Genomic DNA, 24,223 nt, shown 5'->3' with positions numbered 1-24,223 from the left:
GGGTGAAGAGGGACTACTTGACGGGCGAGGAGACCGAGGTCGCCTTGATGGAACCGTCGATGATGCCCTTCTTGATGGTCTCGAGCTCGTCGGCCAGGGTCGGGGAGACCTTGGACTCGAAGTCGTGGAACGGCGCGAGGCCGACGCCCTCGTTTTCGAGGGTGCCGATGTACGCGGCGGCGTCGAACTTGCCGCCGCCGGCCTCGGTCACGGTGTCGGCGACGCCGGCCTTCATGCCCTTGAGGATGGAGGTGAGGAACAGGCCCTTGTTCTCGGCGTTCGTCTCGTACAGGTCGGCGTCGACACCGATCATGGCGATGTCCTTACCGGTCTCCTGGATCTCGGCGATCGCGCTCAGGAAGATCGGGCCACCGACCGGAAGGAGCACGTCGGCGTTCTGGTCGATGAGCGTGCGGGCGAGCTGCTTGGCGGTGTCGTTCGCCTCGAAGCCACCGGTGAAGGAACCGGTCTGAGCGGCGACGTCCCAACCGACGACCTGGACACTCTTGCCCTTCTGCTCGTTGTAGTACGCGACGCCCTCGGCGAAGCCGTCCATGAAGATCTGGACGGACGGGAAGGGCTGGCCACCGAAGGTGCCGACGACGCCGGTCTTCGAGTAGTCGGCCGCCGCGTAGCCCGCGAGGAACGCGGCCTGGACGGTGTCGAACAGGATCGGCTTGATGTTCGGGGCGTCGACCTTGCCGTCGAAGTCGTTGTCGGCCGCGTCGTCGATGATCGCGTAGTCGACGTCCGGGTTCGCGAGTGCTGCGTCGACCGTGTCGGCGGAGAGGGCGAAGCCGACGCTGACGATGAGCGAGCAGCCCTGGTCCGCCAGGCTCTGCAGGTTCGGCTTGTAGTCGTCGGCCTTGTCGGACTGGACGGTGATGGGCTCGACGCCGAGCTCCTTCGCCGCCTCGGTGAGCCCCTCATAGCCGAGCTGGTTGAACGACTTGTCGGTGAAGCCACCGGCGTCGGAGACCATGCACGGGAGGAAGTCGGATGCGGCACCGGTTGAGTCGCCGCCACCGGTGCTGGGAGCCGATGCACAGCCGGCGAGCAGTGCCATGAGACCGACGCCGGCGATTGCGCCCGCAGCGGCCTTCCGAGTTGAGATTGCCAAGGTAGCCTCCAAGATGCAGCCCCGCGGGTCACGGGGCGTATGGGGTTACGTTACCCAATACGACGACTGCCGAACGGACGATCCCGGCTTCGCGACCGAAGCGTTACAGAACGGTGGCACCGGCGTCACGCGCCGGAAACACGCGGATGCGCAGACGCGCATCGCCGAGCCGCGATGCTGCGCACGTGAGCGCGGAGCGACCCCGCCGACGGGCGCCTTGCGCGCCGGGTAGCTGCGGTTCCCACCTGGGCACCGAGCGCGGCTCGGTGCCCAGGCCGAACCGACCGGGATCCCGGTCAGCGGCGGTCCAGCATCAGGCTGTCGCCGGTCCAGCGCCGACGGAGCCATCGGTCGTGGCTCGCGATGACGACCGCACCCGGGTAGTCGCCGAGGGCGTCCTCGAGCTCCGTCGCAAGCGCCAGCGACAGGTGGTTCGTCGGCTCGTCCAACAGGAACAGATGGGGCGGCCTGGCGATGATCAGCGCCAGGGCCAGACGGCGTTGCTGCCCGACGGAGAGCTGGCCGATCGGACGGTCGAGGTCGCGAAGTGCCAGGAGCCCGAGACCCGCGAGCGGAGTGCGCGCTGCTCGCGCCTCGCCGAGCGCCCGGTCGTAGACCTCCCGAGGTGATCGCTCCGCATCCGGGAAGGCGACGTCCTGCTCGAGGAGCCCCACGCGGAGCCCCTTCCGCCGGAGGAGCGTCCCCGCATCGAGGCGCAGCGACCCGGCGAGCAGCGCCAGGAGCGTCGACTTCCCCGAACCGTTCGCACCGGTGACCAGCACCCGCGACCGGGGTGCCAGCTGCAGGCGTTCGAGGCGCAGCCGGCCATCGACGCGGGCGTCGGCGAGGTCGAGCAGCTGCTCCCCCTCGTCGAGGACCGTCGAGCCGCTCGGGATCCCGGCGAACGAGAGTTGGCGAGGCGGGCGCCGCACCTGCTCGCGCTCGAGGACCTCGAGTCGGAGCTGCGCGTTCCGCACCCGCCGACTGATCTGCTGCTCGACGCGGTCGCCGCGCATGCCGAAGGCCATGCGGTTATTGTCGCGGATGCCCCGATCGTGGTTGATCCGCGGGGCGACGTCGTGCACCGCGGATGCGAGGCGGCGCAGTTCGGCCTGCTCCTCTTCATAACGCGCCGACCAGCGATCGAGTTCCGCTGCCTTCCAGTCGAGGTACTCGCTGAACGGCCCGCCGAACTCGACGACGGGTGACGCCTCGCCGACGGGGACGGGGCGGGACGGATCGATGTCGACGAGCCCCGTCGCCACCTCGTCGAGGAAGGCGCGGTCATGGCTCGCGAAGAGCACCGGACCCGGCCACTCCGACAGGTGGCCGCGGAGGAACGCGACCGCCTCGTCGTCCAGATGGTTGGTCGGCTCGTCGAGCAGCAGTGCGGTCGGTCTCGCGACGAGGAGCGCGGCGAGGGCGAAGCGGGATCGCTGTCCCCCGCTCACCTCACCGAGTCGTCGCGACCGTTCGATCGCGGCGATGCCGAGGCCGTCGACGACCGCGTCCAACCGGGCGTCCGCCGTCCAGACGTCGGCGCGTTCCGCCGCATCGAGCGCGGCGGCGTACCGCTGCTCGGCGGAACCGTCACCGGCGGAACCCGTCTCACCAAGTGCCGCCGCCGACGTCTCGAGCTCCTGCTCGACGGCGCGGACCTCGCCGAGCGCCTGCTCCAGCAACTCGCCGACCGTCGTGTCCTCCGGGAGCTCGAGTTCCTGCATGAGGATGCCGGTACGCACCGGGCGGACGGCCTCGCCGTCGTCCGGCTCGTCGATCCCCGCGAGGATGCGCAGCAGCGTGGACTTCCCCGCGCCGTTCTCACCGATCAGGCCGAGACGATCCCCGGCCGACACGACGAGGTCGACGTCGCGCAACACGACGCGGTCGCCGTAGGAGCGGGTGACGCCGTCGGCGCGGAGCTGCTGGATGTCGATGGATCGCCCGAACCTCGAAGCGGCGCGACGGTGGACTGGTGTTGCTTGGGTCATGGGTGCTCGCATGGAGGCCCCTTTCGAGATGGGGCACGCCGCGTACGGTCGTCGTCCGACACGTCAGGAGCGAGCGCTGGGCTCGAACTCCTGGGCGGACCTGGAAGCGTCTGGCGTACCTCGATGGATTCCCGTCGGGCACATCACGTTCGTGATGGTCTGCCGCAGGCACGGGACGTCGATTCGCTCAGTTCTTCACAGTGAACTCAGGCTATCCGTCGGTTGTCGGCCGCCGCAAGCCCTGCACGTCACCGGTCCCGATTAGGCTGGTCGTCATGCGTGCTCCGTCGGTCCCCTCGCCCGCGCGGCGTCGCCGTGCGCATCGATCGACCGCGGCCTCGCTGCTCGCCGCGCTCGGTATCGGTGCGCTCGTGGCGCTCGGCGCACTGCCGACCACGCCGGCGACCGCGGCCGCCGCGAGCTCGCAGCTGAGCCGGACGCAGACGACGCCGACGCCCACCCCGAGTCCCTCGCCGACCACGCCCTCAACGGCGACCCCGAAGCCGACGAAGCCTGCGACGCCGGCTCCCGGCAAGCCTGCCCAGCCGGCGCCGCCCACGGTCCGCGGCACGGACTTCGACCCGGGCGAGATCATCAGCGACGCGAACTTCTACGACGCGAACGCCATGAGCGAGGCTGACGTCCAGGCGTTCTTCGCCTCCCAGCCCTGTACCCCGAAAGACGGCGTGCCGTGCCTGGCGGACTTCCGTGCCAGCACCGAATCCGTCCCGGCGGCCGAGCCCGGACACTGCGAGGCCTACCGCGGCGCCGTGAACGAGTCGGCGGCGAGGATCGTCGCGAAGGTCGCGCACGCGTGCGGGATCAACCCCAAGGTGCTGCTCGTCCTCATGCAGAAGGAGCAGTCGCTCATCACCGGGCCGAGCGAGTACGGCTACGCGCGCGCCATGGGCTGGGGCTGCCCCGACACCGGCCCGAACTTCAGCGCGAGCTGCGACGCGGACTACTTCGGGTTCCAGAACCAGGTCTACCGTTCCGCATGGCAGTTCCGGCAATACACGCTGTACCCGCTCAACGTGCCGGGTGAGTCCTACCAGCGGGCGTACCACCTGGGATCGGTCTACATCCAGTACAGCCCCGACGCGGCCTGCGGCGGCACCCAGGTCGACATCCGCAACCAGGCGACGGCGAACCTCTACCTCTACACGCCGTACCAACCGAACGCTGCAGCCCTCGCGAACGTCTCGGGCACTGGCGACGCCTGCAGCGCCTACGGCAACCGCAACTTCTGGCGGCTCTACACGGAGTGGTTCGGCCCCGCGGTCTGATCACGCGTTCCGTTCGCCCATTCCTGGGCGAATCAGGGCCCGTTCGCCCGAAGATGGGCGAACGAACGGGTCACTCGCCGATGAGGAGTGACACCCGGTCGTCGAGGTAGGCGTCGAGCGGGGTGAGCCCGAGGTCGTGCCCGGCCCAGCGGAGCATGACCGTGTCATCGACGAGGCGCAACGGACCCGACCCCTCCCGGAGTGACGGCTCGTCCAGCGCGAGCTCGACGACCTCGAAATTGACGACGTCGCCCTCGGCGAACGGACCGCGGTGGGCCGCCTGCTGGGCGATCCGACGGTGCTCGACCTCCGAGGAGCGGTGGTTGAACCACTTCGGCTCCACGGCCCGAGTGGACTCGGCGGCGGTGAAGAGGCGACCGTCGGCCGAGAGCAGGACGACCCCGAGGCGCCACGCCCGGCCGATCGGCCGCAGCGCGGGTGCCCGCTTCACGAGCGGGAGCCCGCGGGGTGTGTACACCTCTGCCAGGGCCTCGTCACGCACACCTGCGGCTTGGAGACGCGCGCCCGCCTGCAGGAGCAGCTCGCGCAGCGCGGTCACCGTCGATTGCCGATCAGAGGACGTCGTCGCGACCGGACAGCTTGAGGGCGTCGACGACGCTCTTCACCCGCTGCGCGTTGGCGCTCGTGGTGACGAGCAGAGCGTCCGGGGTGTCGACGACGACGATGTCCTGCACGCCGATGAGGCTGATGACCCGACCGGTCTGGCTGACGACGATGCCGCTGGAGGCGTCCGACAGCACGCGCGCGTTCTCGCCGAGGATGGCGAGGTCGGACTTGCGCCCACCGGAGTTGAGCTTGGCGAGCGAGGCGAAGTCGCCCACGTCGTCCCAGTCGAAGTGCGCCGGCACGACGGCCATGCGACCGGCAGCCGCGGCGGGCTCCGCCACGGAGTAGTCGATCGCGATCTTCTCGAGCGCCGGCCAGACGCGGTCGACGACCGGTCCGCGGGCCGCCGCGTCGTCCCAGACCTCGGCGAGTTCGAGGAGGCCCGCCAGGAGTTCGGGCTTCTGCCGACCGATCTCCTCGAGGAGGACGTCGGCCCGCGAGATGAACATCCCGGCGTTCCAGAGGTGCTCGCCGCTCGAGACGTACCGCTTGGCCGTGGCGAGGTCGGGCTTCTCGACGAAGGAGTCGACCAGCATGACCCCTTCGGCCCCGCGGATGCCGAGGTCGCGGGCGCTCTTGATGTAGCCGAAGCCGATGGCGGGCTCCGTGGGCTGGATGCCGATCGTGACGATGTAGCGCTCCTCGGCGGCCGTGACGGCCTGGGCGACCGCGGCGCGGAACAGGCGGTCGCCGCGGATCACGTGGTCGGCGGCGAACGAGCCGACGATGACGTCGGGTTCGCGACGGACGAGGATCGCCGCAGCGAGCCCGATCGCGGCGGTCGAGTCGCGCGGCTCGCTCTCGAGCACCACGTTGGCGTCGGCGAGGTCGGGCAGCTGCTGTTCGACGGCCGCGCGGTGCGCACGCCCGGTGACGACCATGATGCGCTGGTCGCCGGCGATCGGCGCGAGGCGGTCCCAGGTGGCGCGCAACAGCGTGCTGCCGGAGCCGGTGAGGTCGTGCAGGAACTTGGGTGCGTCGGCTCGCGAGAGCGGCCAGAGACGACTGCCGATGCCGCCGGCCGGGATCACCGCGTAGAAGCGTTCGAGGGGCGTGGTCATCCCCCGAGCGTACCGCCAGGCTCCAGCCTGACGACGACGGCACGGAACCGTCATGTGACGGGATTACGATGAGCGCCAGATCGAGCATGAGAAAGAACGGTACGAGCATGGCTGGACGCAACGTCCTCGGGATCCCGATCCCGTCCTTCGGCAGCAAGCAGGCTCCGCCGGCCCCCGTCGGCCCGCCTGACGCCGCGGACCTCGACGGGCGCAACAGCATCGTCAACGCCTGCATCTACCGCCACGGTTCCCGTAGCTCGACGCTCACCTCGCTCGAGGACACCTTCCGCGCGCTCCACGAGACCCCGGACGGCGTCGCGTGGATCGGGCTCTACCGGCCCGACGCCGGCGAGCTCGGCGTCCTGGCGGCGGAGTTCGGTCTCCACCCGCTCGCCGTCGAAGACGCCATCACCGCGCACCAGCGACCGAAGATCGAGCGGTACGACGACGTCCTGTTCGTCGTCCTCCGGGCCGCCAACTACGTCGACGAGACCGAGACCGTCGAGTTCGGCGAGCTGCACGTCTTCGTCGGCCCGAACTTCGTCATCACCCTGCGGCACGCCGAGTCCCCCGACCTGTCGCACGTGCGGGCGCGGATGGAGCAGGAGCACGAACTCCTCGCCTATGGTCCGCAGGCGATCCTGTACGCCATCATCGACGCCGTCGTCGACGGCTACGGTCCGGTCGTCGCCGGGCTCTCGAACGACATCGACGAGATCGAGGAGCAGGTCTTCGTCGGCGAATCCCAGGTGTCCCGCCGCATCTACCAGCTCTCCCGCGAGGTCATCGCCTTCGAACGGGCGACGCACCCGCTCAGCGACGTGATGCTGTCGCTCGAGCAGGGCAGCGCGAAGTACGGGGTCGCCGACGAACTGCAACGCGGCCTCCGCGACGTCGCCGACCACCTCACGAGCGTCAACCAACGGATCGACGCCTACCGCGAGCTGTTGCGCGACATCCTGACCGTGAACAGCACCCTCGTCGGGCAACGCCAGAACGAGGAGATGGCGAAGATGACCGAGGCGAGCCTCAAGCAGGGCGACGAGGTGAAGAAGATCTCCTCCTGGGCCGCCATCCTGTTCGGCCCGAGTCTCATCGCGGGGATCTACGGCATGAACTTCACCCACATGCCGGAGTTGTCGTGGTGGTTCGGCTACCCGATGGCGCTCGCGCTCATGGCCACCACGAGCGTCATCCTCTACAAGGTGTTCAAGCGTCGGAACTGGTTGTGAACACCCGGTGTCGCCCGGTCGTCGCGCAGGTGTCCGGCCTCTCTCGACGTCGAGACAGTTAGGCCAGCCTTAGCGGCGGGACCGCGCATCCCACGCCTACACTTGGTCCAGCGCGCCGATTCGACGCACGGCAGGCAACAACCCCCGCACGGCAGAACGATCTGCCGCAGATAGCGACTATCAGGGAGGACCTCGTGACCGCGAGTCTCACGCGAACGTCACCGTTGGAATCCACGACATCCAAACGCCCGGCCGGCACCCTGTACCGGGGCCGTGAGGGCATGTGGTCGTGGGTGCTCCACCGGATCACCGGCGTCGCCATCTTCTTCTTCCTCCTCGTGCACGTCCTCGACACCGCGCTGGTGCGGGTCTCCCCCGAGGCGTACAACGCGGTCATCGGCACGTACAAGAACCCCATCATGGGGCTCGGTGAGGTCGCGCTCGTCGCCGCCATCGCCTACCACGCGTACAACGGCATCCGCATCATCCTCATCGACTTCTGGTCGAAGGGCACCAAGTACCAGCGGCCCATGTTCTGGATCGTCATCGGTCTCTGGGTCGTGACGATGCTCGGCTTCACGCCGCGCCACCTGATCAACGTGTTCAGCGAGATGGGCCACTGATGACGACGATCGCCGCTCCCCGCACCCCCGCTCGTCCCGCGCGCCGCAAGGGCGTCAACTGGGAGAAGTGGGGCTGGATCTACATGCGCGTCTCCGGCGTGATCCTGCTGGTCCTCATCTTCGGCCACCTGTTCGTCAATCTCATGGTCGGCGACGGCATCAAGGCCATCGACTTCGCCTTCGTCGGCGGCAAGCTGTCGAACCCCTTCTGGCAGTGGTGGGACGTCGCCATGCTGTGGCTCGCACTGATCCACGGCGGCAACGGCATGCGCACCATCGTCAACGACTACGCCACGGGTCGCACGATCCGCGGTGTCCTCAAGGTCGCGATCCTCGCCGCCGTCACCATCCTCATCATCCTCGGGACCCTGGTCGTCTTCACCTTCGACCCGTGCCCCGCCGGCGCACCTGCAGACCTGCTCGCGTCGTTCTGCCCCGCCAACTGAGCAACCGAGACCGAGCAACGGAAACCGTGACTACAGAAACCACCGAGTCCACCGTCATCGACGGCATCCACTACCACCAGTTCGACATCGTGATCGTCGGTGCCGGCGGTGCCGGCATGCGCGCCGCGATCGAGGCCGGCCCCGGAGCGAAGACGGCCGTCATCTCCAAGCTCTACCCGACGCGGTCCCACACGGGAGCGGCGCAGGGCGGCATGGCCGCTGCGCTCGCGAACGTCGAGGAGGACAGCTGGGAGTGGCACACCTTCGACACCATCAAGGGCGGCGACTACCTCGTCGACCAGGATGCTGCGGAGATCCTCGCGAAGGAGGCCATCGACGCGGTCATCGACCTCGAGAACATGGGTCTGCCGTTCAACCGCACCCCCGAGGGCAAGATCGACCAGCGTCGCTTCGGCGGCCACACCCGCGACCACGGCAAGGCGCCGGTCCGCCGCGCCTGCTACGCGGCCGACCGCACTGGCCACATGATCCTGCAGACGCTGTTCCAGAACTGCGTCCGCCTCGGCATCAACTTCTTCAACGAGTACTACGCACTCGACCTGATCATGACGAACGTCGACGGCGTCGACAAGCCGTCCGGTGTGGTCGCGTACGAGCTCTCCACCGGCGAGATCCACGTCTTCCAGGCGAAGGCGGTCATCTTCGCCACCGGTGGCTTCGGCAAGATCTACAAGACGACCTCGAACGCACACACCCTCACGGGCGACGGCGTCGGGATCATCTGGCGCAAGGGTCTCCCGCTCGAGGACATGGAGTTCTTCCAGTTCCACCCCACCGGCCTCGCCGGTCTCGGCATCCTCCTCACCGAGGGAGCCCGAGGCGAGGGTGCGATCCTCCGGAACGCGAGCGGTGAACGCTTCATGGAGCGGTACGCCCCGACCATCAAGGACCTCGCCCCGCGAGACATCGTCGCGCGCTGCATGGTCCAGGAGGTCGCGGAAGGCCGCGGTGCCGGGCCGAACAAGGACTACGTCTACCTCGACTGCACCCACCTCGGTGCCGAGGTCCTCGAGACCAAGCTGCCCGACATCACCGAGTTCGCGCGCACCTACCTCGGCGTCGACCCGGTGACGGAGCCCGTCCCGGTCATGCCGACGGCGCACTACGCCATGGGCGGCATCCCGACGAACGTCAAGGCCGAGGTCCTGAGCGACAACAACACCGTCGTCCCCGGCCTGTACGCGGCCGGCGAGTGCGCGTGCGTGTCCGTCCACGGCTCGAACCGACTCGGCACGAACTCGCTCCTCGACATCAACGTGTTCGGCAAGCGCGCCGGCAACAACGCCGTCGAGTACGTCCAGGGCGTCGACTTCACGCCGCTGCCCGAGAACCCCGCCGGCTTCGTCTCCGGCCTCATCGAGCAGATGCGGAACTCCAACGGCACCGAGCGGATCTCCACGATCCGCAAGGAGCTCCAAGAGGAGATGGACCGCAACGCCCAGGTGTTCCGGACCGACGAGTCCCTCGCCGGCGTCACCGCCACCATCCACAACCTGCGCGAGCGGTACCAGAACATCGCCGTCCAGGACAAGGGCAAGCGCTTCAACACCGACCTCCTCGAGGCGATCGAGCTGGGCTTCCTGCTCGACCTCGCCGAGGTCGTCGTCTACTCCGCTCGCAACCGTCAGGAGAGCCGTGGCGGTCACATGCGCGACGACTACCCGAAGCGCGACGACGAGAACTACATGAAGCACACGATGGCGTACCTGTCCGGCGACCCGCACTCGTCCGACGCGGCCGACCACATCCGGCTCGACTGGAAGCCCGTGGTCATCACGCGGTACCAGCCGATGGAGAGGAAGTACTAGCGATGAGCACTGCAACGCTTGAGAACCCGCCGGCCGCGGCACCGGAGGAGATCCAGTCCTTCACGGTCACCCTGATCATCCGTCGGTTCGACCCGGACGTGGACGCCGAGCCACGCTGGGAGGACTTCGACGTCGAGATGTTCCCGACGGACCGCATCCTGGACGCGCTCCACAAGATCAAGTGGGAACAGGACGGGACCCTCACGTTCCGTCGCTCCTGCGCGCACGGCATCTGCGGCTCCGACGCCATGCGGATCAACGGCCGGAACCGCCTCGCCTGCAAGACGCTGATCAAGGACCTCGACATCTCGAAGCCGATCTACGTCGAGGCGATCAAGGGTCTGCCGCTCGAGAAGGACCTCGTCGTCGACATGGACCCCTTCTTCGCGTCGTTCCGTGAGGTGCAGCCGTTCCTCATGCCCGGTAAGCCCGCGGAGAAGAACAAGGAGCGCGTGCAGTCGGTCGCCGAGCGCGCCCGCTTCGACGACACCACGAAGTGCATCCTGTGCGCCGCGTGCACCTCGTCGTGCCCCGTCTTCTGGACCGACGGCCAGTACTTCGGCCCGGCGGCGATCGTGAACGCGCACCGCTTCATCTTCGACTCCCGCGACGACGCGTCGCAGGTCCGCCTGGACATCCTCAACGACCAGGAGGGCGTGTGGCGCTGCCGCACCACCTTCAACTGCACCGAGGCGTGCCCCCGCGGCATCCAGGTCACGCAGGCGATCGCCGAGGTCAAGCAGGCCATGATCTCCGGCAAGGTCTCCTAGCCCACACCTGGTTCGTCCGTCCGGCCCAGCGCACTGCGCTGGGCCGGACGTGTTCGTATAGGGCGACCCGTGCGTCGAGCGACGTCAGGCCAGCGCAGCAGCTCTGGCCTCAGCCGGTGACGCGGCGCTCAGGGCGTCCATGGCCATGGCACGAGCCGCCTCGAGCGTGTAGCGGCGCAGCTCGCTCCGGACGTCGCCGAGCGCGGCCGGGGTGACCGAGAGACTCGTCGCCCCGAGACCGACGAGCACGACCGCGAGGGCCGGGTCCGCTGCCGCCTCCCCGCAGACGCCGATCGAGCGCCCGGAGGCGAGACCGGCGTCGCCGACGAGCTTGACGAGCCGCAGCACGGCCGGGTGCCACGGGTCCTGATACGAGCCGAGTGGCCCGAGGAGACGGTCCGCCGCGAGCGTGTACTGCGTCAGGTCGTTGGTCCCGATGCTCACGAAGTCCGCGACGCCGAGGATCTGCGCGGCGAGCAGTGCGCTCGACGGCACCTCGATCATCGTCCCGACCGTCCGCAGGCCGAGCCGCTTGGCGAGGGTCACGAACGCCGCGGCCTCGGGGAGGTCGGCGATCATCGGGGCCATCACCCAGAGGTCCGCCTCGTGGGCGTCCTGTGCGAGCGCGAGCGCCGTGAGCTGGTCTCGGAGCACCTCGTCACGAGCTCGGAGCGCCCGGATACCCCGCACCCCGAGCGCCGGGTTGGGCTCGGCCTCGTCCGGTCGGAGGAAGGCGAGCGGCTTGTCGGCTCCGGCGTCGAACACCCGGACGACGACCCGCTTGCCCGGGAACGCCGCGAGCAACTCGCCGTAGCGGTCAGCCTGTTCGGCGACGCCCGGCGCTTCCGCGCGGTCGAGGAAGAGCAGCTCGGTGCGGAACAGCCCGACCCCCTCGGCGCCGAGTGCCAGGGCACCGGCCGCGCCGGCGACGGACCCGAGGTTCGCGAGCAGGGGCACCGGGGTGCCGTCGGCGAGTTCGCCCGGTGAGCGCGGCGAGACCCGCACGCGCTCGGCCGCGGTGGACCTGGCCGACCGCACCTCGCGCTTCGTCGGCGACCCGGTGACGACCCCGGCTCCGGCGTCGACGAGGACGATCTCACCGTCCTCGAACTGCTCGGCTCCGGCGACGCCCACGACGGCGATGAGGGACTGCTCGCGCGCGAGGATGGCCGTGTGCGAGGTCGCCGAGCCGCCACTCGTGACGAGCGCCAGCACCCGCTCGAGATCGAGGAGCGCGGCGTCGGCCGGAGCGAGGTCCGCGGCGACGAGGACGAACGGCTCGTCCGACTCGGGTGGTCCGGGGACAGGTCGACCGAGCAATCGCGCGATGACCCGTTGCGAGACGTCACCGACGTCGGTCGCACGCGCCGCCATCGGCTCCCCCAGGTTGAAGAGGACCTGCTGGACCGTCGCCAGGGCCTCGAACACGGCGCGCTCCGCGGAACGCCCCACTGCGATGCGCGTCGCGACGTCCTCCGCGAGCGCCGGATCGTCGGCCATGACCGCCTGCGCTTCGAGCACGTCCTGCGCATGTCCGCCGGCTCGTCGAGCCCGCTCCTCGAGGTCGGCCCGCGTCGCGCTGAGCGCCGCGACGGCACGGGCCTGTTCGAGCGTGACGTCCCCGAGGAACGGGTCGGCACTCGGTTCGGGCAGCGGCTCCGGCATGCGGAGCACGGGACCGGCGACGACGCCGCGTCCGACGCCGGTGCCGGTGAACGTGCGTTGCCCCTCCGCCTCGCGCATGGTTCGACCCTAGTGCACCGCCTCTCCCCCGGTCCGGCCCGCTTGTAGGCTGGTCCGGTGACCAATCCGCGTGCGCCGAGGAAGGACTCCGCCGACGCGCCGGACGTCACCACCACCCCCAGGGTGCGGCTCCAGCAGACGCCACCTCCACTCGTGTTCCAATGGATCCAGAACAGCGAGAACCCGTTCATCCGGCGACTCGCACCCCGCGCGGCGAGAGCGGAGCGCGCCACGACGTGGGTCATGCGGCTGAAGCCCTATCGCGTCATCCATCGGTATCTCGCCATGGACGGCAACCTCCTGGCCGCCGGGATCAGCTTCCAGGCCGTCTTCGCCGTGTTCGCCGCGGTCTACGTCGGATTCGCCATCACCGGCATCTGGCTCGGCAACAACGCCGAGGTCTTCCAAGCGCTGGTGGAGATCATCAACCGCGCCGTCCCCGGCCTCATCGGCACCGACGGCGAAGGCATCATCGCCGAGGAGCAGTTGTCGAGCGCCTCCCTGCTCGGGTGGACCGGGGTCATCGCCGCCGTCGGTCTCATCTGGACGGCGATCGGTTGGTTGTACTACACCCGGCAGGCGGTCAGGTCGATCTTCGCGCTCCCGAAGGTCGCCGCGAGCTTCTTCCTGCTGAAGGTCGTCGACTTCGTCCTGGCGCTCGCCTTCGGCGTCCTCCTCCTCGTCTCCGCGACGCTGTCGGTCGCCAGCACCCAGGCACTCAGCTGGCTGCTGTCGCTCGTCGGCTTGGAGGGCACCTTCTGGGTGACCGTCGGCAGCCGGGTCGTCGGTCTGGTCGTCGCGGTCGTCGTGAACCTCGTCACCCTCGGCGCCATGTACCGCGTGCTCAGCCGGATCCGGATCCCGTGGCGCAACCTCTTCGGAGGCGCGCTCCTGGGCAGCCTGGTGCTCTCGCTCCTGAGCGTTGCCAGCAGTGCGGTGATCGCCGGGGCCTCCCGGAACCCGTTGCTCGCGACCTTCGCGGTGTTCATCGGTCTCATGCTGTGGTTCAACCTCGTGAGCCGCGTCATCCTCGCCTCCGCCGCGTGGATCGCCGTGGGGCTCGACGACCAGGGCATCAGTGTGCGCACGACGACGCCGGAGGAGCAGGCGGCCGAAGAGCTGGCGGCCAGGAGACTGATCGCCGAGGCGGAACTGCGGGAGGCTCGCGAATCCCTCCGGCGCGCCAAGGGCCCGGCGGTCTGGTTCGCCCGCCGGCGCGTCCGGCACGCCGAGGAGGCCTCGGCCGAGCTCATCCGAGAGCACGGCGAAGCCCCCGAGTCGCCAGCGGCGGACGCGTCGGACCCTCCCCATCGCCGACGCCCGGGCGGACGCCGGGGCCAGGGCGTTGTCGGCCCCCGCGACTAAGCTGGAGGCATGTCTGCACCCCTCCGCATCGCCAGTGTCAACGTCAACGGAGTCCGCGCGGCCTTCCGCAAGGGGATGGGCGACTGGCTCGAAGACCGCGGGGTCGACATCCTCGCTCTGCAGGAGGTCCGCGCCGCGACGAGCGACCTCGAGACGCTCTTCGGACCGGAGTGGAACATCCTGCACGATGCCGCGACCGCCAAGGGGCGTGCCGGCGTCGCGATCGTCAGCCGTCGCTCGGCGGGCATCCACCGCGTCGCCCTCGGAGCGGACGACTTCGACAGCGCGGGTCGGTGGATCGAGGCCGACTTCGACATCGACGGCACCCTCGTCACGGTCGTGAGCACCTACGTGCACTCCGGCGAGGTCGACACCCCCAAGCAGGTCGAGAAGTTCCGCTTCCTCGAGGCGATGCTCGAGCGGCTGCCCGCACTGCGCGAGCACAACCCGCTGTCCCTCGTCGTCGGCGACCTCAACGTCGGCCACACCGAGCTCGACATCAAGAACTGGAAGGGCAACGTCAAGCGTGCCGGCTTCCTGCCTGCCGAGCGGTCCTACTTCGACCGCTACCTCGGCCCGGCGGGCGAGACGGTGACGGGTGTCGACGGCGTGACCGGCACCGGGCTCGGCTGGGTCGACATCGGGCGTCAGGCCGCCGGCCAGGTCCCCGGTCCGTACACCTGGTGGTCCCAGCGCGGCCAGGCCTTCGACACCGACACCGGCTGGCGAATCGACTACCAGCTCGCCACTCCCGAGCTCGCAGCCCTCGCGTCCGGTTACACGATCGACCGGGCCGCGGCATACGACCAGCGATGGTCCGATCACGCCCCCGTCGTCGTCGACTACGCCGTCTGACCACCGGCACCCCACCACCAGACCACCCGCGCCCGACTTCGGCCGCTGATCCCTCTGCGAGAACCCACATGACCAAGCCACGCCTGTACTCCGGCATGCAGCCCTCCGCCGACTCGCTCCACCTCGGCAACTACATCGGCGCCCTCCTGCAGTGGAAGCAGATGCAGCAGGAGCACGACGCCTTCTTCAGCATCGTCGACCTGCACGCGATCACGGTGCCGCAGGACCCCGCCGAGCTCCGCGAGAAGACCCGTCGCACGGCCGCTCAGTACATCGCCGCAGGCATCGACCCCTCGGCGTCGACCCTGTACGTCCAGTCGCACGTCCCGGCGCACGCACAGCTCGCTTGGGTGCTCAACACGATCACCGGCATGGGCGAGGCCGCGCGCATGACGCAGTTCAAGGACAAGTCGGCCAAGCACGGGCGTGACGCCTCCTCGGTCGGGCTCTTCGCCTACCCGATCCTCATGGCTGCCGACATCTTGCTCTACCAGACCGACATCGTGCCGGTCGGCGACGACCAGCGGCAGCACATCGAACTCACGCGCGACCTCGCCGAGCGGTTCAACGCCCGCTTCGGCGACACCTTCGTCGTCCCGAAGGCGCAGATCCAGAAGGACTCCGCACGCATCTACGACCTCCAGAACCCGACGTCGAAGATGTCGAAGTCCGCCGAGACCCCGGCCGGCATCATCTGGTTGCTCGACGAACCGAAGGTCACGCAGAAGAAGATCATGCGCGCCGTCACCGACAACGACGGCGTCATCGCCTTCGACACCCAGGAGAAGCCCGGTGTCTCGAACCTGCTGAGCATCTACTCCGCGATCACCGGCTCCCCCATCGAGGCCGTCGTCGGCGAGTTCGAGGGTCGTGGCTACGGCGACCTCAAGAAGGGCCTCGCCGAGGTCGTCGTGGGCGAACTCGAGCCGGTCCGTGCGCGCGCACTCGAGCTCCTCGACGACCCCGCCGAGCTCGACCGCCTGCTCGCGGTCAACGCCGCGCGCGCGACCGAGGTCGCCGAGCAGACCCTCGCCGAGGTCTACGACCGCGTCGGACTCCTCCGCCCCGCCTGATCCCGCCGTCCGTTCGCAACTCCTGCTCGTCACTGTCCGCAAGCCCGCACTCACCGCACTCACCGCGCGGCCCGCGGAGTACCCACGCGGTGAGCAGGAGCTGTGCGCACGTCCCCGATCAGACCGGTGATCGCTGCCGCGACGAGCCCGGGCTCATGCACCACATGCTGGTAGAGCGGTCGCAACGTCATCAGCCCGCGCGAGGCGGCTCTGAGGTCGCGGGTGCGGTCTGAGACGGCGTGCGACCACCCCTCATGATGGGCTCGACTGTCGACCTCGATCAACAACGACTCAGCCACCAGGAGATCACCGCGTCCGCCCTCCGCCAAGCGGGGCTGCACTTCGTACGACAGACCGAGGCTGCGGACGATCAAGCGCAGGAGTGTCTCCGGACCTGACTCGGCGCGTCCATCGATCAACGCCATGAGCGCACGAAAGCGTTCGGGCACCAGGGCGAAGACTCGTCGGAGGTCGGGCTCATCGACCAACCCGAGATGGACCGCGCTGTCGAGCGTCGCGAGTGCCATGCGCGGCGACTGGCACCGGATGGACTGGGCCAGTGCGTCGATGATCGACACGTCGCAGTCGAACGTGCCGCACGGCTGATCAAGCGGTCGCCAGTGGAGAGTGAACTCCCGTCGATCGCTGGTAGCCAGCCGTCGGTCCTCCGCCCGCGGTCCGCGAAGTCGTGAGGCGCTGCGGTCCACATGCACATGGACCCGGGTGGCGTCGAACACGAACACACCACGGGCGGCCAGGGTGGACAGGCATGCTCGCCTCCCCCCGATGCGCACTGCGGCACGGATGTCATCGTGTACTCCGGCGAGCGCGTATCGATCGCGCCGCACGCGAACGATCGTTCCATCACGCACCGCCTGGGTGATCTCACGCGGTCGCATCCCTTCCTCGAGAAGCGTCGAGCGGGTGAGGATCGTGTGACTAGAAGCTGCACTGTCCATCCATCGAGGTTCGGGGCACCGATCGAGCGGTCGGTCTCACGCGGCTGCTTCGTCGTCGGTCGAGGACTACGGGAGCACTGTGGAGGAGGGTCACGGTCAGGGCGTCACCGTCGCGCGCGGTTCACAACTCCTGCTAGCCACTGGCCAACGCTCAGGATCGACCGCAGGGAGGCGCCGCAGCGGTGAGGAGCAGGAGTTATGCGCATGTGGGACATCCGTCTCGACGAGATCGGGGTCGGAGCGAGTCTCGCGGGAGGCAGTGAGTTCGCGCAGAACTCCTGCGCCTGACCGGCCCGGTCGGCGCGGGCAGGCGGAATGGCGCGGTTGCTCCCGAGTCGATCCTCAAGCTGCAGGAGTTGTGCGCAGGTGCACCCTGCGGGGAGCGGCACGAGGACGGACGACAGAACGGCCCGCCCTCCGCGAGGAGGACGGGCCGTTCCGGTCGGTCGGGACTACTGCACGTCGTCGTCGACCCAGTCGAAGGTCTTCGTGACGGCCTTCTTCCAGTTGCGGTAGAGGCGGTCGCGCTCTGCGGAGTCCATGTTGGGCTCCCAGCGCTTGTCCTCCTGCCAGTTCTTCGCGAGGTCGTCGAGGTCGGACCAGAAGCCGACGGCGAGACCGGCCGCGTAGGCCGCGCCGAGCGCCGTGGTCTCCGCGACGACCGGTCGGATGACCGGGACGCCGAGGATGTCGGCCTGGAACTGCATGAGCGTGTCGTTGGCGGTCATGCCGCCGTCGACCTTGAGCTCCGTCAGCGGGACACCCGAGTCGGCGTTGACGGCGTCGATGACCTCGGCCGTCTGGAACGCGGTCGACTCGAGGGCGGCCCGGGCGATGTGGCCCTTGTTGACGTATCGGGTGAGCCCGACGAGCGCACCGCGGGCGTCCGGACGCCAGTACGGCGCGAACAGCCCGGAGAACGCCGGCACGAAGTACGCGCCACCGTTGTCCTCGACGGTCTTGGCGAGCGCCTCGACCTCGGGAGCGGAGGAGAACATGCCGAGGTTGTCGCGCAGCCACTGGACGAGCGAACCGGTCACGGCGATCGAACCCTCGAGCGCGTAGTGCGGCTTCGCGTCGCCGAGCTTGTAGCCGAGCGTCGTCAGCAGACCGTTCTCGGAGTGGACGATCTCCTCACCGGTGTTGAAGATGATGAAGTTACCGGTGCCGTAGGTGTTCTTGGCCTCGCCCTGCTGGAATGCGGCCTGACCGAAGGTCGCGGCCTGCTGGTCGCCGAGGATGCCGGCGATCGGCGTCTCCCGGAGGAGGCTGTCGTCGGACGCGTGGCCGTAGATCTCGGAGGAGCTCTTGATCTCCGGGAGCATCGACTTCGGGACGCCGAACGCCTTGAGGATCTCGTCGTCCCACTGCAGGGTCTCGAGGTCCATGAAGAGCGTGCGCGAGGCGTTGGTGACGTCGGTGACGTGCACGCCGCCGTTGACACCACCGGTGAGGTTCCAGATGACCCAGCTGTCGGTCGTGCCGAAGAGGAGGTCGCCCGCCTCGGCCTTCTCGCGAGCACCCTCGACGTTCTCGAGGATCCAGACGATCTTGGTGCCGGAGAAGTAGGTCGCCAGCGGCAGGCCGACGGTCTTCTTGAAGCGCTCGACGCCACCGTCCGCAGCGAGGCGGTTCACGATGTCCTGCGTGCGCGTGTCCTGCCAGACGATCGCGTTGTAGACGGGCTGACCGGTGGTCTTGTCCCAGACGACGGCGGTCTCGCGCTGGTTCGTGATGCCGATGGCCGCGATGGCGTGCCGGGTGATGTTGGCCTTGCTGAGCGCCTGGCCGATGACCTCGCGGGTGTTGTTCCAGATCTGGTTCGGGTTGTGCTCGACCCAGCCGGCCTTCGGGAAGATCTGCTCGTGCTCGAGCTGGCCCGTCGAGACGATCGATCCGCTCTTGTCGAAGACGATGGCCCGGGAACTCGTCGTCCCCTGGTCGATTGCGATGACGTAGTCCGCCATTGGATACTCCTTCGTTGCGTGCGTTGCGAGGTGAGGCACCGGAACCGGTACCCCGGGGTGCCGCGGCGGTGATCGTGTCCGGTCACCGCCGCAGCGTCAGGTCAGACGGCCGGGAGCAGCACCATCGAGGCGAGGGCCGCGAGGACACCACCGAGCAGGGGGCCGACGACCGGCACCCAGGCGTAGGACCAGTCGCTCTTGCCCTTGCCCTTGATGGGGAGGAGGGCGTGGGCGATGCGCGGACCGAGGTCACGTGCCGGGTTGATCGCGTAGCCGGTCGGGCCACCGAGGGAGGCACCGATACCGACGACGAGCAGGGCGACGGGCAGGGCGCCGAGGGCGGCGAGTCCCCCGGGGACGCCCTCGATGACCACCGCGTCGGGGCCGGTCTTGCCGAAGGACATCACGACGAAGACGAGGACGAAGGTCGCGATGACCTCGGTCACGAGGTTCCAGCCGTAGCTGCGGATCTCCGGACCGGTCGAGAAGACACCGAGCTTCTTGCCCGGGTCCTCCTCCTGGTCGAAGTGCTGCTTGAAGGCGAAGTACGTCAGCACGGCACCGATGAAGGCACCGACCATCTGCGCCGCCCAGTAGACGAGCGCCGTACCGAAGTCGATCGACCCCGTGGTGAGGAAGCCGATCGTGACGGCGGGGTTCAGGTGCCCGCCGGAGGCGTAGGACACCGTGACACCGGCGAAGACCGCGAGGCCCCAACCGAAGTTGATGAGCAGCCAGCCGCCACCGAGGCCCTTGGATTTCGTGAGGATCGCCGTGGCGACCACACCGGTACCGAGGAGGACGAGCATCGCCGTCCCCACGGTCTCGGAGAGGAAGATGGTTCCGAGGTTCATGTCTTCATTGACCTTTCATAGGTGTGGCCGTGTGGGGGCCGACGCCGCGGCGCGAGCCCCCGCTGGGCGAGGTTGCACTGACCAGATGCTTGTAAGGTAGCCAGCTCCTGTTGCACAGGACAAGGGCCTTGCCTGCACATTCGTGCATTATGAGAACGCCGGGGCCTCCTTGGCGGCGTCGACCCGGAGGTCGACCTGGTGGGCGTCGCGCAGTCGGTCGAGCGCTGCGGTGATCTGCGCGGTCCGCTCGGCGTCGTCCCACCCGAGGACGCCGCCGACGACGCGGGCGATCTCGTCGACGAGGCCGGCGGTCAGCGATCCGGTGAAGGCGAGGCTGGTGCGACGGTGCAGCACGTCGGAGAGGTGCACGACCTGCTCCTGCTCGACGAGGTACTCCAGCTCCTGCACGCTGTAGTCGGCAGCCCCCTGCAAGCGGTCGTCGCCGTGCTCCGCCAGGTGCTCGAGGAGTGCGGCGGCCTTCGTGCCGTACCGGCCCAGCAGCTGCTCGGCACGCTTGGCACCGGTGCCGTCCTCGTGCGCGGCGACCCAGGTGCGCGTCGCCGAGTCGGTGCGCGGGAAGCCGGCGCCGCCGCCGATCGCGAGTCCGAGGGTCTCCACGGGACGCGGGGCCCCGATGGTGTTGAGCACGTCCGTGCTGAGGTGCTCGGCGAGTGCCCGGAAGGTGGTCCACTTGCCACCGACGAGGCTGAACACGGTGGTGGACGGACGTGCAGCGGCGGCCCGGCGCTCGATCCGGTAGTCGCGCGACACGAAGCCGGGGGCCTCGTCGTCGTGCTTCGGGAGCGGGCGGATGCCGGAGAACCGGTAGACGATCTGCTCGCGCGAGGTCGCGATGGTCGGGAAGACGTGCTTCACGAGGTCGAAGAAGTAGTCGACCTCCTCCTCGGTGCAGACGCTCGGGGTGCTCGGGTCGGCGTCGATGTCGGTCGTGCCGACCATGACCTTGCCCTTGAGCGGGTAGATGAGGACGATGCGGCCGTCCTCGTGCTCGAAGAAGATCTCGCGCCCCTTGGTGGCCGCGTAGAGCTCCGGGTTGTCGAGGACGATGTGCGAGCCCTTCGTGCCACCCATGTAGGTCGTCGGCTCGCCGAGGCCGGCGTTCGTGAGGTCGGTCCAGGGGCCGGAGGTGTTGACCACGACGTCGCTCGTCACGGTGAAGGTCTGGCCGGTGACGGTGTCGCGGAGCTCGACGCCGTCGGCTCCCATGCCGACCGCCTCGACGTAGTTGACGGCGCGGGCGTGCGGGCCGGCGGCGAGGCCGTCCATGAGGACGTCGAGTGCGAGACGCTCCGGGTCGTGCATGGAGGCGTCGTAGTAGGTCGCCGTGTACTTGAGGCCCGGGTTCATCTTCGGCAGGTCGGCGAGGGACTTCTTGCGGCCGTGGAAGCGGTGACGCGGCACGCTGCCTCCGTCGCGGGAGAAGGAGTCGTACGCGGTGAGGCCGACCTTGATGAGCAGCGCACCACGCTCCTGCGGCTTGCCCTGCTTGTGGGTGAGGAAGCGCAGCGGTGCGGAGAGGATGCCCGAGAAGGTGGAGAAGATCGGGACCGTGGTCTCGAGCGGCTTCACGTAGTGCGGGGCGATCTTGATGAGCCCGTTCCGCTCCTGCACCGACTCCTGGACGAGACGGAACTCGCCGTTCTCGAGGTAGCGGATGCCACCGTGGATCATGTGGCTCGACGCGGCGGAGGCTCCGGAGGCCCAGTCGTTGCGTTCCACGAGCGTGACGTCGACGCCCTGGAGCGCGAGGTCGCGGAAGGTCGCGATGCCGTTGATGCCGCCGCCGATGATGAGCACCGACGCCTGCGGGCGGTCGATGACGGACTGGACGGTGGAACGGGGAGCTGACGACTTGAGGGACATGAGATGCCTCGCTTCTTCGCGGTTGGTACGCGACGCTGCCGGGATTGCGCGCCGCTGAATGATGTGACTGAATACATCGTGACACCCGCTGCAACTCTGAACAGCTCTAGTGAACAAACGTGCAAGGAGACCCGATGTCGCTCGCAGACGCGCTCAGCCAGCCGGACCGGACGGCCGAGGCACTCCGCGCCGCACAGCTGTATTACGTGCAGGACCTCACCATGGAGGCCATCGCCCAGGAGCTCCACACCTCGCGGTCGTCGGTGTCCCGCCTGCTCGGATATGCGCGGGAAAGCGGCCTCGTCGACATCCAAGTGCGCTCCCCGCACGACATGCCGTCGCGGCTCGAGGCGGAGTTCCGCGACCGCTTCGGCGTGACCGCCCACATCGTCCCGGTCCCCGACCACACGAGCGACATCGACCGACTGGAGCGCGTCGCCCTCTCGGCTGCACGTTTTCTCGGCTCGGTGTTCGACTCGAACATGACGCTCGGCCTGGCATGGGGCTCGACCGTGAGTGCGGTGGCGAGGCACCTCACCCCCAAGCGGACCCACAACTCGCAGATCGTCCAGCTGAACGGTGCGGCCAACACACGCACCTCGGGCATCCTCTACGCGAGCGAGATCCTGCATCGGTACGCGGACGCCTACGGGGCCTACGCTCAGCAGTTCGCGGTGCCGGCCTTCTTCGACGACCCGTCGACCAAACTCGCCCTCTGGCGGGAGCGCAGCATCCGACGCGTGCTCGAGATCCAACGCCGCATGGACGTCGCGCTGTTCGGTCTCGGTTCGCAGCTGTCGGGTGTGCCCAGCCACGTCTACGTCGGCGGCTACCTCGACGACAGCGACTTCGAGGCGCTCGCGAGCGCCGGTGCCGTCGGGGACGTCGCGACGGTGTTCTTCCGGGCCGACGGTTCCTGGCGGGACATCCCCTTCAACAACCGTGCATCCGGGCCCGACCTCGACGTGCTGCGCGGCGTCTCCCGTCGGATCTGCGTGGTCGCGGGAGCCGCCAAGGTGCCCCCGCTCCTCGGGGCGTTGGCGGGCGGGCTCATCTCCGACCTCGTGGTCGACGAGGGAACCGCCCGCGCGGCGATCGACCAGCACGACGCCCAGCGCTGACCCCGGCCGCATCAGGCGCTGCAACCGGGCGTCATCCGAACCGGGAATAGGGCACCCACTCAGGCCGTTGACCTAGAATCGACAACACGTAACGTGCTCCGGGGTCGGTGAGAGTCCGAACCGGCGGTGATAGTCCGCGACCCGTGTCTCGCGCAAGCGAGGCCCGGTTGACCTGGTGGAACTCCAGGACCGACGGTTATGAACGCGTCTGCTCGCAGGCGGCGTTCGAGTCCGGATGGAAGGAAGCACGGGCGTCGGCCGATGGTCGACGCCGGCGAGCACCTGCCCGCGACCCCGGAACTCGTGTCAGTACCGACCGAGATGACGGACAGATGAGCGCAGGAACCGAGGCACCGCAGGCGAGCGTCCGCGAGGAGCAGGCCATGCTGCGCGCGCTCGAACTCGCCGCCAACGGCCCGGCCCGCGGTGTGAACCCCCGCGTCGGCTGCGTCATCCTCGACGCCGACGGCACCGTGCTCGCCGAGGGCTGGCACCGTGGAGCCGGCACCCCGCATGCGGAGGTCGACGCCCTGTCCCACCTCGCGCCCGCGGCGGCCCGCGGCGCGACCGCCGTCGTCACCCTGGAACCGTGCAACCACACGGGCCGGACCGGTCCGTGTGCCGTCGCCCTCCTCGAGGCCGGTGTCGAGCGCGTCGTGTTCGCCGTGGACGACCCCGGCCACCACTCCGGAGGTGGAGCGGAACGACTCCGCGACGGCGGCGTCACCGTCGTGGGCGGTGTGCTCGCCGGACCGGCGGAGGACCTCCTCGGTGACTGGCTCACCAGCGCCCGCCTCGGGCGTCCGCTCGTGACGGTGAAGTGGGCCTCGAGTCTCGACGGGCGGATCGCCGCGAGCGACGGCACGAGCCGCTGGATCACCGGCGATGCCGCGCGCGACGACGTCCACCGTCGACGGGCCGCCCACGATGCGATCCTCGTCGGCACGGGGACGGTCCTCGCCGACGACCCGAGCCTCACCGCTCGCGACGACCACGGCGACCTCTTGCCCGAGCAGCCCCTGCCCGTCGTCATGGGCGATCGCCCGATCCCCCTGGACGCCGCCGTCCACCGCCACCCCCGGCAGGTCGTCGTCCACCACGGGCATGATCCGGCTGCGCTGCTGGCCGAACTCCGCGCCGCGGGCGTCCGGAGCGTCTTCATCGAGGGCGGCCCGACCATCGCCACAGCGTTCCTCCGCGCAGGACTCGCCGACACGGTCCTCACCTACCTCGCCCCGGTGCTCCTCGGCGGCCCTCGCCTCGCGATCGGCGACCTCGGTGTCGACACCATCGGCGATGCGATCCGCCTCACCACCGTCGGCGTCGAACCACTCGGCGACGACCTCCTCGTCATCACGACACCCGACCGCAGCGCCTCCGCCTCGGCCGCCCACGACCTCACCGCCTGACCCCCAGA

The 24,223-nt window shown here is 69.0% G+C and carries 20 protein-coding genes; 11 read left to right on the top strand and 9 right to left on the bottom strand.

The annotated features are described in order from the left end of the window. Positions 1 to 13 precede the first annotated feature (13 nt). Entirely contained in the window at positions 14 to 1,120 is a 1,107-nt protein-coding gene (locus ITJ66_RS17735; RefSeq protein ID WP_138944804.1) for a BMP family protein, read from the bottom strand. Positions 1,121 to 1,416: 296 nt separating this feature from the next. Further along, positions 1,417 to 3,111 carry an ABC-F family ATP-binding cassette domain-containing protein gene (locus tag ITJ66_RS17730; protein ID WP_194645481.1) on the bottom strand — a complete coding sequence of 565 codons (1,695 nt, stop codon included), beginning with the start codon at positions 3,109 to 3,111 and terminating at the stop codon, positions 1,417 to 1,419. Positions 3,112 to 3,386: 275 nt separating this feature from the next. On the opposite strand from ITJ66_RS17730, the gene ITJ66_RS17725 reads away from it, so the two are divergent. Further along, the gene (locus ITJ66_RS17725) at positions 3,387 to 4,397 is read left to right on the top strand and encodes a hypothetical protein (RefSeq protein ID WP_194645480.1); all 1,011 of its coding nucleotides are present in this window, start codon (positions 3,387 to 3,389) and stop codon (positions 4,395 to 4,397) included. A 70-nt stretch (positions 4,398 to 4,467) separates the two neighbouring features. On the opposite strand, the gene ITJ66_RS17720 is transcribed toward ITJ66_RS17725, so the two are convergent. Together ITJ66_RS17720 and ITJ66_RS17715 are read right to left on the bottom strand one after the other, a co-directional pair. Beyond that, on the bottom strand, positions 4,468 to 4,956 hold the full coding sequence (locus ITJ66_RS17720; protein ID WP_194645479.1) for a hypothetical protein: 489 nt from the start codon (positions 4,954 to 4,956) through the stop codon (positions 4,468 to 4,470). A gap of 13 nt (positions 4,957 to 4,969) precedes the next feature. Further along, positions 4,970 to 6,085: a mannose-1-phosphate guanylyltransferase gene (locus ITJ66_RS17715; RefSeq protein ID WP_064294827.1), complete on the bottom strand. Its 1,116-nt coding sequence runs from the start codon at positions 6,083 to 6,085 to the stop codon at positions 4,970 to 4,972. Positions 6,086 to 6,192: 107 nt separating this feature from the next. On the opposite strand from ITJ66_RS17715, the gene corA reads away from it, so the two are divergent. The 5 genes from corA (at position 6,193) to ITJ66_RS17690 (ending at position 10,985) form a co-directional block, all read left to right on the top strand. After that, a complete protein-coding gene (corA, locus tag ITJ66_RS17710; protein ID WP_085512255.1) occupies positions 6,193 to 7,317 on the top strand; it encodes a magnesium/cobalt transporter CorA in 1,125 nt (374 codons plus the stop codon). A 194-nt stretch (positions 7,318 to 7,511) separates the two neighbouring features. Continuing rightward, on the top strand, positions 7,512 to 7,940 hold the full coding sequence (gene sdhC / locus ITJ66_RS17705; RefSeq protein WP_255376691.1) for a succinate dehydrogenase, cytochrome b556 subunit: 429 nt from the start codon (positions 7,512 to 7,514) through the stop codon (positions 7,938 to 7,940). Continuing rightward, positions 7,940 to 8,386 carry a succinate dehydrogenase hydrophobic membrane anchor subunit gene (locus ITJ66_RS17700; protein WP_064294824.1) on the top strand — a complete coding sequence of 149 codons (447 nt, stop codon included), beginning with the start codon at positions 7,940 to 7,942 and terminating at the stop codon, positions 8,384 to 8,386. The genes sdhC and ITJ66_RS17700 overlap by 1 nt, the downstream gene beginning before the upstream one ends. A 26-nt stretch (positions 8,387 to 8,412) precedes the next feature. Beyond that, entirely contained in the window at positions 8,413 to 10,215 is a 1,803-nt protein-coding gene (gene sdhA / locus ITJ66_RS17695; RefSeq protein WP_086474106.1) for a succinate dehydrogenase flavoprotein subunit, read from the top strand. A 2-nt stretch (positions 10,216 to 10,217) separates the two neighbouring features. Further along, positions 10,218 to 10,985 carry a succinate dehydrogenase iron-sulfur subunit gene (locus ITJ66_RS17690; RefSeq protein ID WP_064294822.1) on the top strand — a complete coding sequence of 256 codons (768 nt, stop codon included), beginning with the start codon at positions 10,218 to 10,220 and terminating at the stop codon, positions 10,983 to 10,985. Positions 10,986 to 11,069: 84 nt separating this feature from the next. Here ITJ66_RS17690 and ptsP read toward each other — a convergent pair whose 3' ends face one another. After that, the gene (ptsP, locus tag ITJ66_RS17685; protein ID WP_137243434.1) at positions 11,070 to 12,728 is read right to left on the bottom strand and encodes a phosphoenolpyruvate--protein phosphotransferase; all 1,659 of its coding nucleotides are present in this window, start codon (positions 12,726 to 12,728) and stop codon (positions 11,070 to 11,072) included. 57 nt (positions 12,729 to 12,785) lie between these two features. Here ptsP and ITJ66_RS17680 point away from each other — a divergent pair, with 57 nt between their 5' ends. From ITJ66_RS17680 to trpS, 3 genes are all read left to right on the top strand, one after another. Further along, a complete protein-coding gene (locus tag ITJ66_RS17680; RefSeq protein ID WP_194645478.1) occupies positions 12,786 to 14,093 on the top strand; it encodes a YihY/virulence factor BrkB family protein in 1,308 nt (435 codons plus the stop codon). A 9-nt stretch (positions 14,094 to 14,102) separates the two neighbouring features. Further along, positions 14,103 to 14,948, top strand: coding sequence for an exodeoxyribonuclease III (locus ITJ66_RS17675; protein WP_137243436.1), 846 nt, complete (start codon positions 14,103 to 14,105; stop codon positions 14,946 to 14,948). Positions 14,949 to 15,016: 68 nt separating this feature from the next. Next, positions 15,017 to 16,021 carry a tryptophan--tRNA ligase gene (trpS, locus tag ITJ66_RS17670; protein WP_086474110.1) on the top strand — a complete coding sequence of 335 codons (1,005 nt, stop codon included), beginning with the start codon at positions 15,017 to 15,019 and terminating at the stop codon, positions 16,019 to 16,021. Between the two features lie 59 nt (positions 16,022 to 16,080). On the opposite strand, the gene ITJ66_RS17665 is transcribed toward trpS, so the two are convergent. The 4 genes from ITJ66_RS17665 to ITJ66_RS17650 all read right to left on the bottom strand — a co-directional run bounded on the left by ITJ66_RS17665 (position 16,081) and on the right by ITJ66_RS17650 (position 21,685). Beyond that, positions 16,081 to 16,980 (bottom strand): hypothetical protein, encoded by a 900-nt coding sequence (locus ITJ66_RS17665; protein ID WP_194645477.1) that lies wholly within the window; start codon positions 16,978 to 16,980, stop codon positions 16,081 to 16,083. A gap of 452 nt (positions 16,981 to 17,432) precedes the next feature. Further along, positions 17,433 to 18,947, bottom strand: coding sequence for a glycerol kinase GlpK (gene glpK / locus ITJ66_RS17660; RefSeq protein ID WP_079707342.1), 1,515 nt, complete (start codon positions 18,945 to 18,947; stop codon positions 17,433 to 17,435). 101 nt (positions 18,948 to 19,048) lie between these two features. After that, the gene (locus ITJ66_RS17655; protein WP_079002885.1) at positions 19,049 to 19,801 is read right to left on the bottom strand and encodes an MIP/aquaporin family protein; all 753 of its coding nucleotides are present in this window, start codon (positions 19,799 to 19,801) and stop codon (positions 19,049 to 19,051) included. Between the two features lie 147 nt (positions 19,802 to 19,948). Then, positions 19,949 to 21,685 carry a glycerol-3-phosphate dehydrogenase/oxidase gene (locus tag ITJ66_RS17650; RefSeq protein ID WP_194645476.1) on the bottom strand — a complete coding sequence of 579 codons (1,737 nt, stop codon included), beginning with the start codon at positions 21,683 to 21,685 and terminating at the stop codon, positions 19,949 to 19,951. A gap of 134 nt (positions 21,686 to 21,819) precedes the next feature. Between ITJ66_RS17650 and ITJ66_RS17645 the strand changes: the two genes are divergently transcribed. Together ITJ66_RS17645 and ribD are read left to right on the top strand one after the other, a co-directional pair. Then, complete coding sequence (locus tag ITJ66_RS17645; RefSeq protein ID WP_064294816.1) at positions 21,820 to 22,806, top strand: sugar-binding transcriptional regulator; 987 nt, start codon at positions 21,820 to 21,822, stop codon at positions 22,804 to 22,806. A gap of 332 nt (positions 22,807 to 23,138) precedes the next feature. Then, entirely contained in the window at positions 23,139 to 24,215 is a 1,077-nt protein-coding gene (gene ribD / locus ITJ66_RS17640; RefSeq protein ID WP_228501979.1) for a bifunctional diaminohydroxyphosphoribosylaminopyrimidine deaminase/5-amino-6-(5-phosphoribosylamino)uracil reductase RibD, read from the top strand. Positions 24,216 to 24,223 lie beyond the last annotated feature (8 nt).

The sequence above is a fragment of the Plantibacter sp. VKM Ac-2885 genome, from assembly GCF_015351205.1.
GTDB lineage: Bacteria > Actinomycetota > Actinomycetes > Actinomycetales > Microbacteriaceae > Plantibacter > Plantibacter auratus.
The sequence above is the reverse complement of the archived record's forward strand: the minus strand, read 5'-3'. Positions and strand labels throughout refer to the sequence as shown.

Bases quoted from the DNA above. Each gene is read 5' to 3' on its own strand.
- ITJ66_RS17730 (WP_194645481.1), bottom strand. From the start codon at position 3,111: ATGACCCAAGCAACACCAGTCCACCGTCGCGCCGCTTCGAGGTTCGGG.
- ribD (WP_228501979.1), top strand. From the start codon at position 23,139: ATGAGCGCAGGAACCGAGGCACCGCAGGCGAGCGTCCGCGAGGAGCAG.
- glpK (WP_079707342.1), bottom strand. From the start codon at position 18,947: ATGGCGGACTACGTCATCGCAATCGACCAGGGGACGACGAGTTCCCGG.
- ITJ66_RS17650 (WP_194645476.1), bottom strand. From the start codon at position 21,685: ATGTCCCTCAAGTCGTCAGCTCCCCGTTCCACCGTCCAGTCCGTCATC.
- ptsP (WP_137243434.1), bottom strand. From the start codon at position 12,728: ATGCGCGAGGCGGAGGGGCAACGCACGTTCACCGGCACCGGCGTCGGA.
- ITJ66_RS17665 (WP_194645477.1), bottom strand. From the start codon at position 16,980: ATGGACAGTGCAGCTTCTAGTCACACGATCCTCACCCGCTCGACGCTT.
- corA (WP_085512255.1), top strand. From the start codon at position 6,193: ATGGCTGGACGCAACGTCCTCGGGATCCCGATCCCGTCCTTCGGCAGC.
- ITJ66_RS17675 (WP_137243436.1), top strand. From the start codon at position 14,103: ATGTCTGCACCCCTCCGCATCGCCAGTGTCAACGTCAACGGAGTCCGC.
- ITJ66_RS17655 (WP_079002885.1), bottom strand. From the start codon at position 19,801: ATGAACCTCGGAACCATCTTCCTCTCCGAGACCGTGGGGACGGCGATG.
- ITJ66_RS17700 (WP_064294824.1), top strand. From the start codon at position 7,940: ATGACGACGATCGCCGCTCCCCGCACCCCCGCTCGTCCCGCGCGCCGC.
- ITJ66_RS17715 (WP_064294827.1), bottom strand. From the start codon at position 6,085: ATGACCACGCCCCTCGAACGCTTCTACGCGGTGATCCCGGCCGGCGGC.
- ITJ66_RS17690 (WP_064294822.1), top strand. From the start codon at position 10,218: ATGAGCACTGCAACGCTTGAGAACCCGCCGGCCGCGGCACCGGAGGAG.
- trpS (WP_086474110.1), top strand. From the start codon at position 15,017: ATGACCAAGCCACGCCTGTACTCCGGCATGCAGCCCTCCGCCGACTCG.
- ITJ66_RS17645 (WP_064294816.1), top strand. From the start codon at position 21,820: ATGTCGCTCGCAGACGCGCTCAGCCAGCCGGACCGGACGGCCGAGGCA.
- ITJ66_RS17725 (WP_194645480.1), top strand. From the start codon at position 3,387: ATGCGTGCTCCGTCGGTCCCCTCGCCCGCGCGGCGTCGCCGTGCGCAT.